We start from the raw sequence: 18,432 nt of genomic DNA on the forward strand, positions 1-18,432 counted from the left end.
TAATGCTTATTCAACGAATGAAGTTTGAGCATCAGTTGTTTCAGTGGATGCAGATGTGTCTTTAGCATCTGATGCGCCAGTCGATGTCTTTCCAGCACCACCCGTAATAAATTTGGTAATCAAATCTTCTAGATCCATCGTACCTTGTGTATTGGCAATACTTTCACCGCGTTTAATATAGTTAATGCCGCCACCAGAAACGATTTTCAAATATTTTTCGCCTAAAAGACCATTGGTTGCGACCATTATGTAAGCATCTTCATCAATATTTGTGATGGATTTCATGTTACTTAAAAGTTGTGTTTCCATTTCTTTTTGTTTCTCAGGCGTAGCTGCCTGATAATCTGCACTGTAATGCAAATCACCTAAAGCATTTTCTTTGACTTTTTTCAGCTGCTCAGCATTAAACGTCGTCAATGAACCATCTAAATCAAATTTAACTGTCGCTTGACGGGTCACTGGATCAAGTGTAATTGCATCAACTTGACCAATTTTAACACCACTCATTGTAACTTTTGCACGTGGTTTTAAACCATTCACATTGTCAAATGTTGCAGTCATTTCATAACTGTCTTTTAAGTTTGTGCCGACCAAGCCACTCACTTTCATTGCTAAAAAGAATAGAGCGATACCAAAGATGATGACAAAAACACCTACGGTCAACTCACTAGTACGTGATTTCATTAAACACCTCCGAACATGACCGCAGTCAACACGAAATCAAAACCTAAAACACATAGTGATGAATACACAACAGTACGTGTTGTAGATGTTGCGATTCCCTCAGATGTTGGTTCACAGGCATAGCCTTGATACACCGCAATCCAAGTACAAATTAAAGCAAAGACTAAACTTTTGATGATGGTGCCGTTAAAGACATCTTTCATAAACTGGGTGCTGCTTAAAATGCCACTCCAATACGAACCTTCGTCTGCACCTAGAAAATCCACACCAACCATTTTCCCGCCCATAATGCCGATTGCGGCGAAAATGACAGAAAGCATTGGTAAACTCACAATACCTGCCCATAAACGTGGTGAAATTACACGTTTCAAAGGATCAACACCGATCATTTCCATACTGGATAATTGTTCTGTAGCTTTCATCAAGCCTATTTCAGCAGTCAAAGCAGAACCTGCACGACCTGCAAAAAGTAAGGCAGCGACCACGGGTGCAAGCTCACGCAACAACGTCAAAGCTACAGCAGCGCCTAACATCGCCTCACTACCAAAAGTCACCAAAATGTTATACATCTGTAGACCTAGAACTGCACCGATAAATAAACCAGATACAGCAATAATCAACAAAGATAAAACACCGACACGATACATTTGATAAATGAACAGCTTTACGCCCAGTATTGTGGGAAGCGAAAATAAGATTCGCAACAACATCAGCATTGCTACACCAATGCCTTGAACACGTTCTAGAACGCGTCTACCTAATAAGGCAATAGCATTCATGAACTCACCTCATTGCTTAAATAAGCTTGATGGCTAAATTGATAATCCACAGGTCCTTCAACAGATCCTGTTAAAAATTGCTGCACAAATGGAGAAGCATGTTGTTTTAATTGCTCAGGCGTGCCTTCACCTTGTACTTTGCCTTCTGCCACCACATAAATATAGTCAGCGATAGACAATGTTTCATCCACATCATGTGAAACAATAATCGTGGTGAGATCTAGTGCTTCTCGTAATGAACGAATTAAACGCGTTAAAACGCCCATCACAATCGGATCTTGTCCGGCAAAAGGTTCATCATACATGATCAAATCTGGATCAAGCGCAATGGCGCGTGCCAGAGCAACACGTCGATTCATCCCACCTGAAAGCTCAGCAGGCATAAGTTTTTCAGCACCACGCAAACCGACTGACTCTAGTTTAAGCGCGACTAATTCTGCAATTAAATTTTCGGGTAAATGTGTATGTGCGCGAATTGGAAATGCGACATTTTCATAGACCGTCATATCTGTAAATAATGCACCACTTTGGAAAAGCATCCCCATACGTGCGCGAGCAGAAAAAAGCTCACTACGTGACATTGACGCAATGTTTTTTCCATCAAGTAATACTTGCCCCTCATCAGGGCTTAGCTGACCACCAATCAAACGCAATAAGGTCGTCTTACCCGTACCTGATGGACCCATGATTGCAGTAATTTGCCCACGACGAATTTTTAAATCCACGTTGTCGTAAATTACACGCTCACCACGGTTAAAACTTAAATTTTTGACTTCAATTAAAGCTTCAGCTTCGGAATGGCTTTGCTTATTCATAGCTGAACATTTTCCTGCATTTACCAGCTCAGATACTATACTCTGAAATATCTGTATTTTTTGTAATTAAAAGATAAAACTACGGCTTTAAACTCATATGTATTGTTTAAATAATATCATTTAAATCAAATGCATTGTTTTTTTACTTCTAAATTGCAGTGTTTTAATTGTACAACGCCAGCTTATTTGAAAATGAAGCTATAAAAGAAATAACCTACATTGGAAATCAATAAAGCTGAAAACATGTATAACATAATTGCCTCAAAAAAACTCATCGCCTTCATTTCAGACTCAATATCTCACAGAATAGAACAACCTAACTGTTTCATTAAATAAATTGAACTGCATCACATTTTATTTTACCAAATACTTTTCAACTTGCAATAAAAAACCAGCCGAATGGCTGGTTTTTTATTGCAAAGGCTTAATTAGTCATTGAATTTACGACGTGGACGGTCTGAGTTAAATTCACGCTTTGGACGATCTTCACCGCCAAAAGAACGTTTAGGACGGTCTGAATTAAACTCACGTTTTGGACGATCTTCACCACCAAAAGAACGTTTAGGACGGTCTTCAAAACCACCTTCACGGCGTGGACGATCTGAGTTAAATTCACGACGTGGACGATCTTCACCAAAAGAACGTTTAGGACGGTCACCGAAGCTACCTTCACGACGTGGTTTATAATCTACACTGTTGCCACGGTTGTCATCATTGAAACGCGGTTTATCATTAAAACCACCTTCACGACGTGGACGATCTCCGAAGCCACCTTCACGGCGTGGACGATCTGAATTAAATTCGCGACGTGGACGATCTTCACCACCGAAAGAACGCTTAGGACGGTCTTCAAAACTACCTTCACGACGTGGGCGATCCGAATTAAATTCGCGACGTGGACGGTCTTCACCACCGAAAGAACGCTTAGGACGATCTTCGCCATAAGATGGACGATCACCACGAGGTTTGTCATCGAAGCTACGACGTGGACGATCATCACCGCCTTCACGACGTTTGAAGTTTGATTCACCTTCAAAACGACGTCCGCCACCGAAACCACCACGACCGCCATCACGACGACCACCGCCGTTACGACCACGACCACCATCACGACCACCACGTGCAGGAGGTGGAGATGGCTCTAAACCTTCGATTTCAGAAACACTTAAACGCGCTTCCAAATAATCTTCTAAAGCACGAATTTTTCCGCGCTCACGGTAAGTCGCTAAAGTGATTGCTTTACCTGTACGACCTGCACGACCTGTACGACCGATACGGTGTACATAATCTTCGTTCTTCATTGGAAGACCAAAGTTAATTACGTGTGAGATTGTTGGTACGTCAAGACCACGTGCTGCTACATCTGTAGCAACAAGGATTTTTGCACGACCTTCACGGATACTACGTAAACGACGATTACGTACAGTTTGTGGCATAGCACCATGAAGCGCAACAACAGAAAGACCCGCTTCTGCAAGCTCTTCAGCCAACATATCTGTATCTTCTTGAGTTGATGCGAATACAACTGCTTGATCGACGTCTTCTTCATTTAACCAATGGGTAAGCAATTTTTTCTTATGCTCAAAACCATCAGTCCAATGTAAGGTTTGGGTAATGTCGGTATTGGTAGAATGACCTGTTTCAATTGCAATACGTTCTGGATCATTCATCATGCGTTCAGCAAGGTTAATGATACGTGGTGCAAATGTTGCAGAGAACATTAATGTTTGTTTACGATTTAAAGCCAAATCACTAATTGCTTCTAGGTCTTCAGAGAAACCTAAATCAAGCATACGGTCAGCTTCATCTACAATCAAAGCATCAACTGAATCAAGTTTGATTTGACGACGGTTCACAAGGTCAAGTAAACGACCTGGAGTTGCAACAACAACTTGTGCACCTTTTAATTGTTGGATTTGCTTACCAAAAGGCATACCACCCATAATCGCAGCAACACGTACACCTTTCATGTGACGTACAAATGCAATCGCATCTTGACATACTTGTTGTGCAAGTTCGCGAGTAGGTGAAATCACCAAAATATTCGGTTGAGTGACTGCTTTCATACGTTCTTTAAATGGTACAAATGTATCTTGACCAGCTAAAGCATTTAACGTTGGGAGTAAGAATGCAGCAGTTTTACCAGAACCAGTTTGGCTTGATACTAAAAGGTCTTTGCCTTCTAAAGCCGCTGGGATAGATAATTCTTGAACAGGAGTCGGTGTAGTAAAACCAAGACTCTCGAGTGCTTTCTGTAGCGACTCGTCTAATGAAAATTCAGCAAAAGTTTTGCTCATAGAGATATTCACCCTAATGTGGGTGCTCCATTAATATATGGTCTGATGGACATCGGCAAAAAGCGGCACAGCAATAATCGCTGAAAATATAGAATCAGCGGCGATCCGAGAACGACGATGCGTATAACGCACATTTGATAACAGCCGCAACCTGAAGGAATCGCTTAAGCGATTGGGTGGGGCGCGAAATATTGTCCTCTCTTTGGACCGGACGCGCATACACAATATAGAAGAGAATGTTCAGGTAATGAACGAAATTTAGTGCGTGCGCGGAGTATAGCAGAATTTATAATAATGTCACGAAGTTTTATTGTTTTTTCCTGTATCATTCACTTACTGTGGCTCTTTATATAATTAAATAAAAAATATCACCTAAATTGTCGTGGCTATCCTCAATCAGACTTTTAACACTAGCAACCAAACTATCAACAGTGAACTCATGAATGATTATGGTATTTGCTTGCCAATAAAATGCACCAAAAGAATTCTCACCTGTTTGACTGTATCTTTGAATTAAATATTGGATATTTGCAATCGTTGTTGCACTCCCCCAATAACTTTTACCTTCTGTTTTAATCCAAAAATCTATGTTTTGCTGAGTAATATCATTGTTGGGAATTTGATGATGTGTTTCTATACTGAATTTTTCATTTTGATAAATTGTTTTCATAAGGTTTAGATTGTCTCAACACCTGTTATGAGTAATATATTTTTCTTTGTTCTCTCAATAAAAGCTTTAAACCCAATATTTCTTATTCAATTACAACATATAATATCTCTATCAATATCCATGCAGAAACAAATAAAAAAACAAGGAAAAGCAGTGTTTTTTGCTTTAACTTGTGTTTTAAAAATAACATAAAAAAGCCTTCATTCACATGAAGGCTTTTTAAAACTCAATCTACACAAATAATTAAAAATTATTTCGCAGCTTCGCCCCATGCTGGAACAACTTGTTGCATCAATGGTTTTAACAACTTCATAGAACAAGCGATAACTTGACCATTTTCCATTGATTCTGAACCACCACGAGCATCAACAACTGTACCGCCCGCTTCTTTCACAATCAATTCACCTGCCGCAATATCCCAAGGCTTTAAACCAAGTTCAAAATAAGCATCTAAACGACCAGCAGCAACATAAGCCAAATCTAATGCAGCAGAACCTGCACGACGATATTGTGCGCCAGCTTCAGTGACATTTAACAAAGATTCAAAGTGATTTTTTGCATAAGAAACAATTTCACCGTTACGTTTTGCACGATAAGCATGTCCTACACCAACAAAAGTATTTTCAAGGCTGTCTTTAACATTTACGCGAATACGGCGTTGATTCAACATAGCACCGCGACCACGGCTTGCTGAGAATAACTCATCTTTTACAGGGTCATAAATAACACCGTGTTGAGTTACACCTTTATGTTGAACTGCAATAGATACACAGAAATGTGGAAAACCATTGATAAAGTTTAAAGTGCCATCAAGTGGATCGATCACCCAACACCAATCGGCATCGTGACCTTTACCTTCTTGTAGACCAAATTCTTCACCAAGGAAGCTGTGATTTTTATAACTTTTACGAAGTGTATCAATGGTAAGTTGCTCAATGTAACGGTCTACACGAGTCACAGGACCATCAATCCCTTTTTCTTCGACTTGTAGATCGAGTTTATGACGATTTTGATGCGCTTTTAAAAGCTCTTGACCAACTAATTGAGCCGCACGCGCAGCCATCACCACCATAGGTTCCATTGAACACCCACTACAAATTTGAAGATACTGATAAAGAATAATGCATAAAAGCGCAGGCATTTTAACAAATATCTGCGCTTTTTGGGAAATTTTGTTTCTAAAATTTTACATATTGAGTTTTTACAGTCATTTAAACATGTTGAACAAGTTTCAACCATGTCTGCTGAATTGAGTTTTTGATGCCATCCGCATCTAGACCACAGTCTTGAAGCATTTCAGTATGAGTTGCTTGAGCCAGAAACTCATCAGGTAAACCTAAGTTTAAAATCGGTTTTATGATTTGAGCATGTGCTAAAAATTCATTCACCGCACTTCCTGCACCTGCCATGACAGCGTGTTCTTCCACGGTAACAAATAAACTGGTTTTATCCACCAAATCACGAATGATCTGCTCATCTAGTGGTTTAACAAAACGCATATTCACCACACGAACGGCAATATCCAGTTGTTGAGCAAGCTGTTTAGCTGCCTCCAAGGCAGGCTGGACACGACTACCAAATGCTAAAATACTCATACCTTCATCATGTTCAGTATTGAGTTCTAATAATAATTCGGCTTGACCAATTTCAAGCTCAGTCAGTTGTTGCTGGATTTCAACCCCTAAACCATTTCCTCGTGGATAACGCACAGCCGTAGGACCTGGATATAAATAGGCAGTGTGCAACATCTGACGACATTCGTTTTCGTCTTTTGGTGCCATGATCACCATATTCGGTACTGTACGCATATAAGCATAATCATAAGCGCCAGCATGAGTCGGTCCATCTTCTCCAACCAATCCCGCACGATCAATACCAAAGGTTACATCGAGATTTTGCAAAGCAACATCATGTATCAATTGATCATAACCACGTTGCAAGAAGGTCGAATAAATTGCAACAACAGGTTTTAAGCCTTCACAAGCCATACCTGCTGCTAAAGTGACTGCATGTTGCTCTGCAATCGCGACATCAAAGTAGCGTTCTGGGAATTGTTTGGCAAACTGCACCATCCCCGAACCTTCACACATCGCTGGTGTGATCGCTAACAATCGTTGATCTTGTTTGGCTTCATCACATAACCATTGCCCAAATACATCTGAATATTTCGGCGCTGAATTTTTAGCAGGCGAAGCATGCGTTTTACCGATCGCATGATATTTGATTTGATCAGCTTCGGCAGGTGCAAAACCTTTACCTTTTACCGTATATACATGGATTAAACGTGGACCTTTACGTTTTTTCAATGCATTGAATACTTGTACCAACTGCTCAACATCGTGACCATCAAATGGACCAAAATAATCAAAGCCAATTGCTTTAAATAAATTATCGGCTGCATCTGTTGCTGACTGGTGTAAACGAGAATTGTAGTCCCACTCTGGACAGTCTTGAACAAAAGCTTGCCCCTCTTCATCAATATTGATGAATTGCCCTTGTTCCCAAATTGCAGCCAAATGCTTTGCAAAACCGCCTGTGCTACACGAAATAGACATATCATTGTCATTCAGTACCACAATCAAATCAGCATTGTGTGCAACAGCATCATTCATGGCTTCAAAAGCCATACCTGCCGTCATCGCACCATCCCCCACAATCGCCACGACTTCACAAGGATCTTTTTGATAACGACGTGCTAACGCCATACCTAAGCCCGCTGAAATCGCAGTTGAAGAGTGACCAACACCAAAAGTGTCAAACTCTGATTCTTCTCGTGCAGGGAAAGCAGCCAAACCATTTTTGGAACGAATCGTGGTTAATTGTTCACGACGACCAGTCAATGCTTTGTGTGGGTAAGCTTGATGCCCCACATCCCAAACTAGACGATCTTTAGGTGTTTCAAAGCAATAATGTAAAGCGACAGTGAGTTCAATAACGCCGAGGTTTGCCCCAAAATGCCCGCCACTTTGTCCAGCAGCATACAAAATGAATTGACGCAATTCGTCTGCGACCTGCACCAATTGGCTTTGCTCAAGCTGACGTAATTGTTGAGGATGGTCTACTTCATCCAACAATGGCGTAACAGGACGTTGATTAGGTATTTCGGTATACAACATATGTGGCAAAGCCTTCTAAAGCCTGGCAAATCTAAGCTAGGTACACGGGTTAGCATGATTGTGAAAACAAATCATATCACATTCGATCAGCCACATTTATAATGATGCGTCATTGGAGACTTCCAAGTCAGCAAGTGTGCTCTTGGTGTCAATTATCATGAATAATCTATCTATATATCAACTATTATCGTGCGCTTTATACAAAAAAGAATTTTTTATCGCAAAGTTATCTATAAAAACATGCTTTTCAATTCTACCAATGTCCAAGCATTACGCTATACTTTAGCTAATTTCTAAACAAATAGATGGAAGATTCTGTGTCAATAGAGTTTGTTGCCACTTCAAAATTACCCACCGCTTATGGTGATTTTAAAATTTCTGTATTTCAAGATCCGTTGACAGGCGAAGAGCATGTTGCTCTTTCTAAGGGTTTAGAAATCGCTCCCACACATCCTGTTTTAGTTCGCATTCATTCCGAATGCTTAACTGGTGATGCATTTGGCTCATTGAAATGTGACTGTGGTCCACAGTTACATAACACCATGAAAATGATGAATGAGGCAGGTCAAGGTGTAATTTTATATTTACGCCAAGAAGGTCGCGGAATTGGTTTAACCAATAAAATTCGTGCATATGCTTTACAAGACCAAGGTCATGATACTGTAGATGCCAATTTATTGTTAAACCTCCCTGCTGATGCTCGCCAATATGACATGTGTAGCATCATGTTGGATCATTTACAGGTTAAACAAGTCAAGTTAATCACCAATAATCCGTTAAAACTAAAAGCGCTAACAGATTTGGGTATAGACGTTGTTGATCGTGTTCCTTTAACTGTTGGCTTAAATAAATTCAATGAAGATTATTTAAAAACCAAACACGATCGTATGTCTCATATGTATGAGAAAGATGATTTTTAATCACTGATTCGTTGCAAGTATGTTTTTGAGAAATTGCTAAACGCAGTGATAAAAACCATCGTCTGCTTAATAGTCGGAGGTATGCACTATACCTCCTCTAACGTTTAAAGCCGTTTTAGCTCAGGATGTTTTAGCTCAGAATAGAGCCATCATAAAGATTGAGAATGATTAAAACAAAGGCATTAAGTTTTCATCAAATTGTCATTGAGAAAATCTGTGTTTCAGGCTTTCTTCGTTTTAAATGCAAATCAAAAGCCATACAAATATTACGAACAAAAGGCTTGCCTTGTTCAGTAATCACAATTCGATCTGTTTCAATTGTCAGCAAACCATCCTGTTGCATCTCGATAAGTTGCTCGATAACCTGAGCTCGTTCTGTGAAATCCATAGACGGCTCAGCCCATGATGTCTGAAAAGTACACATTAAATTTAAAATATGCTGACGAATTTTCAAGTCTTCAGCACTCAGTACATGACCTTTTACGACAGGAATTTCATCACGGTCTAGACACGCATAGTATGCTTCCAGGTCTTTTTCATTCTGAGCAAAGCTATACCAGCTATCACTGATCGAAGATATTCCAAGACCAATCATGAGTTGTGTTTTTGACGATGTATAGCCCATAAAGTTGCGATGCAGTGTACCCGCCTGAAAAGATTGATACATACCATCTTGTGCTAAGGCAAAATGATCCATGCCCATTTCATGATAACCATGCGCTAAGAGTTGCTTTTTACCCGCTTCATACAAGGTTCGCTTCACATCATCTTTTGGAACATCTTGATCTTTAAAACCACGCTGTCCATTCCCCTTAATCCAAGGTACATGCGCATAGCTATAAAAAGCCAAACGATCTGGCATAAGACTGTTGGTTAAATCAATTGTTTTCAAAACATCATTTAGATTTTGAAAAGGCAAACCAAAAACCAGATCATGTGAAATTGAACGATAGCCAATCTCACGCGCCCACTGTGTGACATTGGCAACCTGCTCAAAAGGTTGAATACGGTGAATGGCTTTTTGAACAGTATCGTTATAGTCTTGCACACCATAGCTTACGCGGCGGAATCCGAGATCATACAATGCTTGCAAATGCGCACGTGTTGTATTATTTGGATGTCCCTCAAAACTAAATTCATAGTCTTTCGCAATATCAGCTTTGGCTAAGACACCTTGAATAAGCTGTTGTAAATGCTCTATTGAAAAAAAAGTCGGTGTACCACCACCCAAATGAATTTCTTTAATGATGGGTTTTTCTTGAAGTAATTGACAATACAAATCCCACTCTTTTAAAACGGCTTGGATATAAGGTTGCTCCATTTCATGCCGTTTGGTCACTTTCTTATGACATCCACAGAAAGTACATAAACTCTCACAAAACGGTAAATGGATATATAAGCTAATGCCCTCACTTTGATTAGACTCGTCAAAAGAACGCTTTAGGGTCTGTTTCCATTGTTGCAATGAAAAAGAACTTTCATCCCAATACGGAACTGTTGGATAACTGGTATAACGTGGACCAGCCACATTATATTTCTGAATTAAAGAACAACTCATATTTACTGCTCAGTACCATATTAAGATTTACAAACCTATAAATGCACACGAGTGCCTCTATCCTCAATCCATTGTGCTGAGCTTAAACATAGATTTCAACCTAGCGAATTGCTCGGGATTTTTTGTAAAAGACTTGAAACAGTCAATAATATTCTTATGCATTGAATCCAGTAGCAAAAGTATTCAAAAAAACATCTTCTTTTTTCAATGGTTTTCTTTTTTAATGGTTTTATGCTTTGATGTATAAAATCATTTTGTGCGCCTTTGAGGATCGTCATGCAAAACCCAACCTCTGAAGATATTCAACGTGTTCGTACGTTTCTTGTCGATTTACAAGCGCGAATTTGTTCAGCTTTGGAACAACAAGAACAATTAGGTCAAGGGACTGCAAAATTTGAAGTAGATGACTGGCAACGACCTGAGGGTGGCGGTGGTCGTTCCCGCGTTTTACAGAATGGGACAGTAATCGAAAAAGGTGGTGTGATGTTCTCACACATCAATATTTCAAAACTACCTGCTTCTGCGACTGAGCGCCATCCTGCTATAGCAGGAGCTAAAGCTCAAGCATTAGGCGTATCCTTGGTGATTCATCCCAAAAATCCAAATGTTCCGACCTCTCATGCCAATGTTCGCTTATTCGTCGCTGAACCCGAAGGTCAAGAGCCAATTTGGTGGTTTGGAGGTGGTTTTGATCTGACACCATTTTATCCCAATCAAGAAGACGTATTGAGTTGGCATCAAAGCGCATTTGATTTATGCAAACCCTTTGGAGAAGAAGTCTATACAGAACATAAGCAATGGTGTGATGATTATTTCTATTTAAAACATCGAGATGAACAACGTGGTGTTGGTGGCTTGTTTTTTGATGATTTAAATCAGTGGGATTTTGAAAAATGCTTTGAATATATGCAAGCTGTGGGTAACGGTTATTTAAAAGCCATCTTGCCTATTTTTCAACGCAATCAAGATAAACCCTATACCGAAGCCCAACGAGATTTCCAGTTGTATCGTCGTGGTCGTTATGTTGAGTACAACCTCGTCTATGACCGAGGCACTTTATTTGGTTTACAAACGGGGGGGCGCATTGAATCTATTTTAGTCAGTATGCCACCGCTTGCGGCATGGTCTTATCGTCCTGAATGGGACGAACAGAGCCCAGAAAAACAATTAACCGAATATTATTTAAAACCTCATGATTGGTTATCTATACTCAAATGACCTAAAACAATTAAAAAAAGCTACCCAGTCACATGAGGTAGCTTTTTTATGCTTCATCAAAATAAGTTTTGAAAGATTTACTCACAATTAAGATGAGAATTATTCACAATAACGCAGCTTTTTTAATTTAAATTAACCTTAAACTCGGCTACTATAGCAGACTTAAAATTTCCTTAATTTTTTCGATAAATTTATATTGAATATCAGAAGATTATAGCAGTTAACGCGAGAGGTTGATATGAGGAATTTATTAGAAAATCATAAACTTACACTTTCAGTAGGCATTCTGTTTTTACTGGTGTGTTCTGTTTCAACCACAATCATCTCTACCAATGATTTATCGGATAGTATTTCAATTACTTCCAGTGTTGTTTTATCGATTGGTTTTGTTGTCGTTTTTGCGATGATTTTTCTCGATTTTCTAGAATCTGTATGTAATCCATAATTCAAAAATAATTTCTCTTTTTTTTTAAATCTTAACAATCAAAATATAACGATTTAATCCCAAAGTACGCCAAGATACTTTTTGTTGTCTTCAACGTTTTCCCGTATATTGTTGCCACGCCTTAAAAATCAATATTATCAATACTTGGACATTGGACATGAGCAAACAATTCGCAGTCATTGGCAATCCGATTGAACATTCTCGTTCTCCTGAGTTACATCATGCTTTTGCAAAGAAAACAGGTATTGATCTGAATTACAGCAGACGTCTAGCCCCACTAGATGGTTTTGAAAGCAGTGTGCATGAGTTTTTCTCTCAAAATGGCGTAGGAATCAATGTCACAGTTCCTTTTAAAGAACAAGCTTTTGCCATGTGCACGCAACTTACTGAACGCGCAAAAATTGCCAAAGCTGTAAACACGCTATGGATGGAAAATGGTGAGCTACATGGAGACAATACAGATGGTCAAGGTCTGGTCGATGCCATTAAAGCTTTGGATTGGGACTTAAAGGATGCAGACTTGCTGATTATTGGTGCAGGAGGTGCAACTCGAGGTGTGATCTATCCGTTGGTAAAAGCAGGGGTAAAAAAAATCGTGATCGCCAACCGTACACTTGCTCGTGCTGAACAATTGGTTGCAGACTTAGCAGACAGCGTGCCTGAAGCACAGCTGATGGCTTGTAGCTTAACAGCATTACAGGGGCAATTTGATCTTGTTATCAATGCGACCTCAGCAAGCCTAAGTGGTGACGCCCTTATACTCCCTGAAACATTAACATTTAATCATGCATATGAAATGGCATATGGCAAAGCATCAAGTTTTATTGAACAAGCCAAAGCACGTCAAGTTCCAAGCTCGGAAGGTTTTGGTATGTTGGTTGGGCAAGCAATAGAGGCATTTTATATCTGGAATGGTGTCCGTCCAAATCTAAAAGATTTTCTCTGAATGTATACTGATGTATAAGCTCTGTAGAATGCTTATCTAGGACAGAATAAGCATCAAAAAAAGAACCTCTATTGAGGTTCTTTTTTATCAATCGCTACAAGACAATTACTTTAACTTGGCATCACTCAATGCCTGATAAGCTTGCTTGAATAAGTCATAATCAATAAATTCATTAGAATCAACATTCAATGTCGATACGACTTGATCATTAAACTTATTATTTTTAAATGCAACATAAGATTTTGCTAAAACTTTTGCTGTTTTTATAAACTCTCCACGCTGAGACTTTTCAATCTCATTTTCTGCTTCAAACTTCTGCATGTAATATTGTGCAAACACAGCTTCGGTTGTTTTATATTTTTTAACTAAACCCTGCACCTCTAAAGTACTTTGTTTAGCTTTCCAGATTTTAGCAACAATCTCATCTACATCATTTCCAAGTTCATCATCATACTGATGATCATCTTCTAAATGATGCTTTTTCTGAAGTGCTTGAATTTGTTTTAAAGCCTGACCTTTTGGATTGTAGATCTCTTCATCAGAATATGCATATGCATAAATCGCAGCAATCTCTTGTAAATCTTGAACAGAATATTGCTTGATCAATTCAGGTTTTTGCGCAGTCAATTTTGCAATAAACACTGCTTTATAAGTTTTTTCATAAGACCCAGTTTGTGTAAATACTTGTTCTGCCAATAGCGCTAAACGTTCATCTAAACTTAAGTATTTTTGCTCATCACTACGTTCTGAACCTGCAATGCCTCCTACAGCTTGTTGCATAATGCTGCCTTTAAAGATCTCTTTAAAAGGTTTCGCCTGTTTGAGAACATTTTGATCAATCTTGCTTGCATTGCCATAATTAAGGAATTGCATGTCCATTTTAATGTTTAACTTACGATTTAAGGTATCTAAATCTAAGCCCATATCATAATCTGCTTTAACTGCTCGTCCTTTATTGTCCAATGACAAATCAACGATCAGTGGGTTACGTTTGTCTGGAGCTGGCAAACTGCTTTCAATCTCAGTGAGATGTTGATTCCACAATTGTTTAAATTGTTGCGCATCGACCAACTGATCTTTCGCATAGCCATTAAATGTGCTGACCAATGCAGTCTTATTTTTCTCTCTCAACGCAGTATCTGATGAGGATTCTTTTTGTTGCTCACCTTTTAAGACGTCTATTTCGTAATGATATTGACAATACTCCACATCACCAAAACGAGGATTTGTTTTAGCTTTGGACAAATCTTCACATTGTTGCTCAGTTAAGATTTTTGTCGTATTGCCGTCTGCTGCAGCTTCAACAGTCTCATTTTCAGAATCACGCTCTTGATCAGCAGTCGCATCGTCTCCGTCATCTTCTACAGCAGCACGTGCTGCTTGTTCCGCATCATATGCTGCTTGCGATGCATCCCCTGCTTCTACTTCTTCCTCTAAACTTTCATGAGACTTACGATTGACGGCATTGTAAAGTTCATACATTGCGCTTGATGCATCATTGGCACTATCATCACTCGATGTGATGCCTGCTACCGCTTCATCTGCAGCTTTCATCGCTTCCTGAGCAGCTTCATAAGCCTCATCACTTACCTGACTGTCGCTACTCGGTCCTAGGATTTTTGCAATATTAGATTGATTCAATCCAAACACTGAATTCATCAAATATTGACGATTCACTGTAGAGTATAATTGCCCTTGTAAGAACATTTCTTCTACTGATGTATTTAAGCGAATTTTTTCAACGATTCCTGCTTGCTTGTCCGCAGAACTCACTGCAAGATTTTGAATTTGATGAGGCGCGGCAATTAAATATGAAGTTGCACCCGACTGTTTAAGCAACTCGATCAAGGCTTTGCCATTCACCTTGTTAATATCATCTTTATATTTTGAAAAATCATAATACGCATATTTGTCTTGATCTTGAGAATTTGCCAAATAAGGCATGATCGAAAAAATATGGGTATAGAATTTATAATTATTCATATCCAAAACTGTAGGAATACGCATTTCCACAGATAAATTTGGCTTTTTGTATTGTGTTTCTAAATTAAACGATGCCATTTTTTGGCGATAATTCACTGTTCCGTCGTATCGAATTTGCAAATCATTGACAATATTTTGAACAACATCTGCTCCCATGCCGACAAAACGACTGATATAGTTTGAATCCTGTTTCGCAATCGCTTGATAAAGTTCTTTTTTCTGTATATCTGTCAGTTTAATTTTTTGATCTTTTAAATACTGATTGACCTTTTTTTCAATGGCAGGATCTAGTTGCTTTGAATCCGTAGACTTTAGATTTTGATCTTTCTGTGGGCGATCTAAATGAACTTGAAATTGCCCACGATAATCAAAATTAGGATATTCATACAGCGCATTAAACCCTTGAATTGCACGTTGAGGAGCGTCTTGATCTGCATTTAAAGCATTACTTTTAATCACATGTGTTGAACATGCCGACAAACTCAAACCTAAAAGACATAATGTTAATTTTTTTAAATGCATGAGAGATTGACTCACTTCAATATTATAAAGATACTAAAAATAGCAATGAAACTACAAAAACAAACTGTTCAATACTATCAAAAAACCAACAGATTCGCATGTACTTTTTCTACCAAATTCGCATTTCTGACAATTCTTTTAGAGAGTCTTATCAATGTATTTCTCATATGATTATGAATAATGAAACTATCGATTGAATATCCAAAACTATTTCTAAATTAGGATTAAATACATGCCAGCATATAAAGCGCCGCTCCGTGATATTCGTTTTTTAATCAACGAAGTTTTTGACTATTCTGGGCACTATAAAACATTATCAATTGGCGAAAATGCCGATGCTGATACGATTGATATGATTTTAGAAGGTGCAGCAGATTTTTGTGAAAATGTGCTCTCTCCTTTGAATCAGTCTGGCGATGAAGAAGGTTGCCACTTTAAAGAAGGTGAAGTCACTACACCAAAAGGATTTAAAGAAGCTTACGATCAATTCGTTCAAGGTGGTTGGCAAGGTTTGTCGTACCCAGAAGAGTTTGGTGGTCAGGGCTTACCAATGTCTTTAAATCTGATTAAATCGGAAATGATGGGAACTGCAAACTGGTCATTCACGATGTACCCAGGTTTAAGCATGGGCTGTATGAACACCATCATGCAATTTGGTACGGATGAACAAAAAGCAACCTACATGCCACATCTTACTGCTGGGACTTGGTCAGGTACGATGTGTTTGACTGAACCACAATGTGGTACAGACTTAGGACAAGTTAAAACCAAAGCAGAGCCAAAAGAAGATGGAACTTATGCCATCACTGGTACAAAAATCTTTATCTCTGCGGGTGAACATGATCTGACTGAAAATATCATTCATATCGTACTTGCGCGCTTACCAGATGCACCTGCTGGCACAAAAGGGATTTCATTATTTATCGTACCAAAATTTATCCCAACGGTAGATGGCGGTATTGGTGAACGCAACCCAGTGACTTGTGGTTCAATCGAACACAAAATGGGGATTCGTGCGTCAGCAACTGCGGTATTGAACTTTGATGCTGCAACAGGTTACTTGATCGGTGAAGTAAACAGAGGCTTACATGCCATGTTTACCTTCATGAACACTGCACGTATTGGTACTGCAGTTCAAGGTCTTGCACATGCTGAGTTAGCATTCCAAGGCGCACTGCCTTATGCAAAAGATCGTATGTCTATGCGTGCACTTTCAGGTAAAAAAGATCCAGAGAAAGTTGCCGATGCAATTATTCACCATGCTGATGTTCGTCGCATGTTATTGACCCAAAAGGCAATTGCTGAAGGTGGTCGTTCAATGATTTATCATGCTGCTCAATTGGCTGATAAGATGACTGATGCTTTGGCGCAAGGTGATCAAGCAAAATTTGATGAATATGACGATAAACTTGGTTTTTATACGCCAATTCTCAAGGGCTTCTTAACAGAAATGGGCTTAGAGGCTGCAAATCACGGGATGCAAGTCTTTGGTGGTCATGGTTATATTAAAGAACATGGCATGGAACAAATTGCACGTGATGCACGTATTTCAACCTTGTATGAAGGTACAACTGGCGTACAGGCACTTGATTTGATCGGGCGTAAAGTATTGCTTTCTTCTAAAGGTAAAGTGGTTCGTGAATACACCGCTGAAATCTTGAAGTTCTGTGGTCAACATGCACGTAATAAATATATGCGTCGCTTTGCATGGGATTTAACTAAAATCTGTGCGCAATGGAATGCTTTAACTGTTCGTATCATGCTTGCAGCACGTAAAGACCGTGACATCGTTTCTTCTGCTTCTGTAGATTTCTTGATGTTCTCTGGTTATGCAATGATGGCTTATTACTGGGCACAACAAGCAGCCGTGGCTTCTGAAAAATTGGCGTCAGGAAATGGTGCTGAAGTTCCTGAGTTCTATAAAGCAAAAATCAAAGTTGCTGATTTCTACTTTGAGCAATTGCTACCGCGTGCACAAGGGCATGCTGAGTCGATGGTCAACCCATCTAAGACCATGATGTCACTTGAAGCTGAACATTTTAGTTTTGACTACTAATATGTAGGTTTTCGCTAAGAAAAATAGAAAGAGCGCTTCGGCGCTCTTTTGTATTTTTAAGGAAAGTTAATTGAAATTCTGCCGGAATATGCGATAACTCATCCTCTTTTCTACTTGTTTATAACAATAGAAAGCTGATTTTTTCGCATTTTTAGTCACCCACCATGCACTAAAACATACTAAACAACGTGAATTCGATGCAATTAAATCTTCGACTCATTGAAAAATAATAAATCTATGTGGATTTTTTCTGGATTTTCATCCGATTTTGGATGAGTAGCGGAGCTTCGTAAGCGCCACCATCAATATAGTTTCATTGCTCTGATCAATAAAATGAAGGCGATCAATAGATTGTTTGATGATCTAAAGCTTGCACTGCCACGCTTTAATGCTAAAGTTTAAATTCTTTTGCGTAGGCGATGC

Annotated in this window: 14 protein-coding genes; 5 read left to right on the forward strand and 9 right to left on the reverse strand. The window is 39.1% G+C overall.

Features of this window, described 5'->3' with window-relative positions; all coding sequences use genetic code 11:
* Positions 1-6 precede the first annotated feature (6 nt).
* The 7 genes from mlaD to dxs form a co-directional block, all read right to left on the reverse strand.
* Entirely contained in the window at positions 7-684 is a 678-nt protein-coding gene (gene mlaD / locus F938_RS18425) for an outer membrane lipid asymmetry maintenance protein MlaD (RefSeq protein ID WP_005034163.1), read from the reverse strand.
* Positions 684-1,463 carry a lipid asymmetry maintenance ABC transporter permease subunit MlaE gene (gene mlaE / locus F938_RS18430; RefSeq protein ID WP_004725633.1) on the reverse strand — a complete coding sequence of 260 codons (780 nt, stop codon included), beginning with the start codon at positions 1,461-1,463 and terminating at the stop codon, positions 684-686. Before mlaE ends, mlaD begins: the two co-directional genes overlap by 1 nt.
* A complete protein-coding gene (locus tag F938_RS18435) occupies positions 1,460-2,278 on the reverse strand; it encodes an ABC transporter ATP-binding protein (RefSeq protein WP_004825229.1) in 819 nt (272 codons plus the stop codon). Before F938_RS18435 ends, mlaE begins: the two co-directional genes overlap by 4 nt.
* 428 nt (positions 2,279-2,706) lie before the next feature.
* Positions 2,707-4,575 (reverse strand): DEAD/DEAH box helicase, encoded by a 1,869-nt coding sequence (locus F938_RS18440; RefSeq protein ID WP_005034166.1) that lies wholly within the window; start codon positions 4,573-4,575, stop codon positions 2,707-2,709.
* 346 nt (positions 4,576-4,921) lie between these two features.
* A complete protein-coding gene (locus F938_RS18445) occupies positions 4,922-5,245 on the reverse strand; it encodes a hypothetical protein (RefSeq protein ID WP_005034169.1) in 324 nt (107 codons plus the stop codon).
* Between the two features lie 250 nt (positions 5,246-5,495).
* The gene (locus F938_RS18450) at positions 5,496-6,326 is read right to left on the reverse strand and encodes an inositol monophosphatase family protein (protein WP_004825232.1); all 831 of its coding nucleotides are present in this window, start codon (positions 6,324-6,326) and stop codon (positions 5,496-5,498) included.
* Positions 6,327-6,456: 130 nt separating this feature from the next.
* Positions 6,457-8,361: a 1-deoxy-D-xylulose-5-phosphate synthase gene (gene dxs / locus F938_RS18455; protein ID WP_005034172.1), complete on the reverse strand. Its 1,905-nt coding sequence runs from the start codon at positions 8,359-8,361 to the stop codon at positions 6,457-6,459.
* A gap of 317 nt (positions 8,362-8,678) precedes the next feature.
* Between dxs and ribA the strand changes: the two genes are divergently transcribed.
* Positions 8,679-9,281 carry a GTP cyclohydrolase II gene (gene ribA / locus F938_RS18460; protein WP_010590772.1) on the forward strand — a complete coding sequence of 201 codons (603 nt, stop codon included), beginning with the start codon at positions 8,679-8,681 and terminating at the stop codon, positions 9,279-9,281.
* A 193-nt stretch (positions 9,282-9,474) separates the two neighbouring features.
* Here ribA and hemN read toward each other — a convergent pair whose 3' ends face one another.
* Positions 9,475-10,839, reverse strand: a complete 1,365-nt coding sequence (gene hemN / locus F938_RS18465) for an oxygen-independent coproporphyrinogen III oxidase (protein ID WP_005034174.1) — start codon at positions 10,837-10,839, stop codon at positions 9,475-9,477.
* Between the two features lie 276 nt (positions 10,840-11,115).
* Here hemN and hemF point away from each other — a divergent pair, with 276 nt between their 5' ends.
* The 3 genes from hemF (at position 11,116) to aroE (ending at position 13,448) form a co-directional block, all read left to right on the forward strand.
* Positions 11,116-12,057, forward strand: a complete 942-nt coding sequence (hemF, locus tag F938_RS18470) for an oxygen-dependent coproporphyrinogen oxidase (protein ID WP_005034177.1) — start codon at positions 11,116-11,118, stop codon at positions 12,055-12,057.
* A 238-nt stretch (positions 12,058-12,295) separates the two neighbouring features.
* The gene (locus tag F938_RS23980; protein ID WP_004825243.1) at positions 12,296-12,502 is read left to right on the forward strand and encodes a hypothetical protein; all 207 of its coding nucleotides are present in this window, start codon (positions 12,296-12,298) and stop codon (positions 12,500-12,502) included.
* Between the two features lie 157 nt (positions 12,503-12,659).
* Positions 12,660-13,448 (forward strand): shikimate dehydrogenase, encoded by a 789-nt coding sequence (gene aroE / locus F938_RS18475; RefSeq protein WP_005034179.1) that lies wholly within the window; start codon positions 12,660-12,662, stop codon positions 13,446-13,448.
* 105 nt (positions 13,449-13,553) lie between these two features.
* On the opposite strand, the gene F938_RS18480 is transcribed toward aroE, so the two are convergent.
* Positions 13,554-15,953: a hypothetical protein gene (locus F938_RS18480; RefSeq protein ID WP_005034181.1), complete on the reverse strand. Its 2,400-nt coding sequence runs from the start codon at positions 15,951-15,953 to the stop codon at positions 13,554-13,556.
* A 232-nt stretch (positions 15,954-16,185) separates the two neighbouring features.
* Between F938_RS18480 and F938_RS18485 the strand changes: the two genes are divergently transcribed.
* A complete protein-coding gene (locus tag F938_RS18485) occupies positions 16,186-18,009 on the forward strand; it encodes an acyl-CoA dehydrogenase C-terminal domain-containing protein (RefSeq protein ID WP_004825249.1) in 1,824 nt (607 codons plus the stop codon).
* The last annotated feature ends 423 nt before the right edge of the window (positions 18,010-18,432 follow it).

The organism is Acinetobacter bereziniae LMG 1003 = CIP 70.12 (genome assembly GCF_000368925.1).
In the GTDB taxonomy this organism is placed as follows: domain Bacteria; phylum Pseudomonadota; class Gammaproteobacteria; order Pseudomonadales; family Moraxellaceae; genus Acinetobacter; species Acinetobacter bereziniae.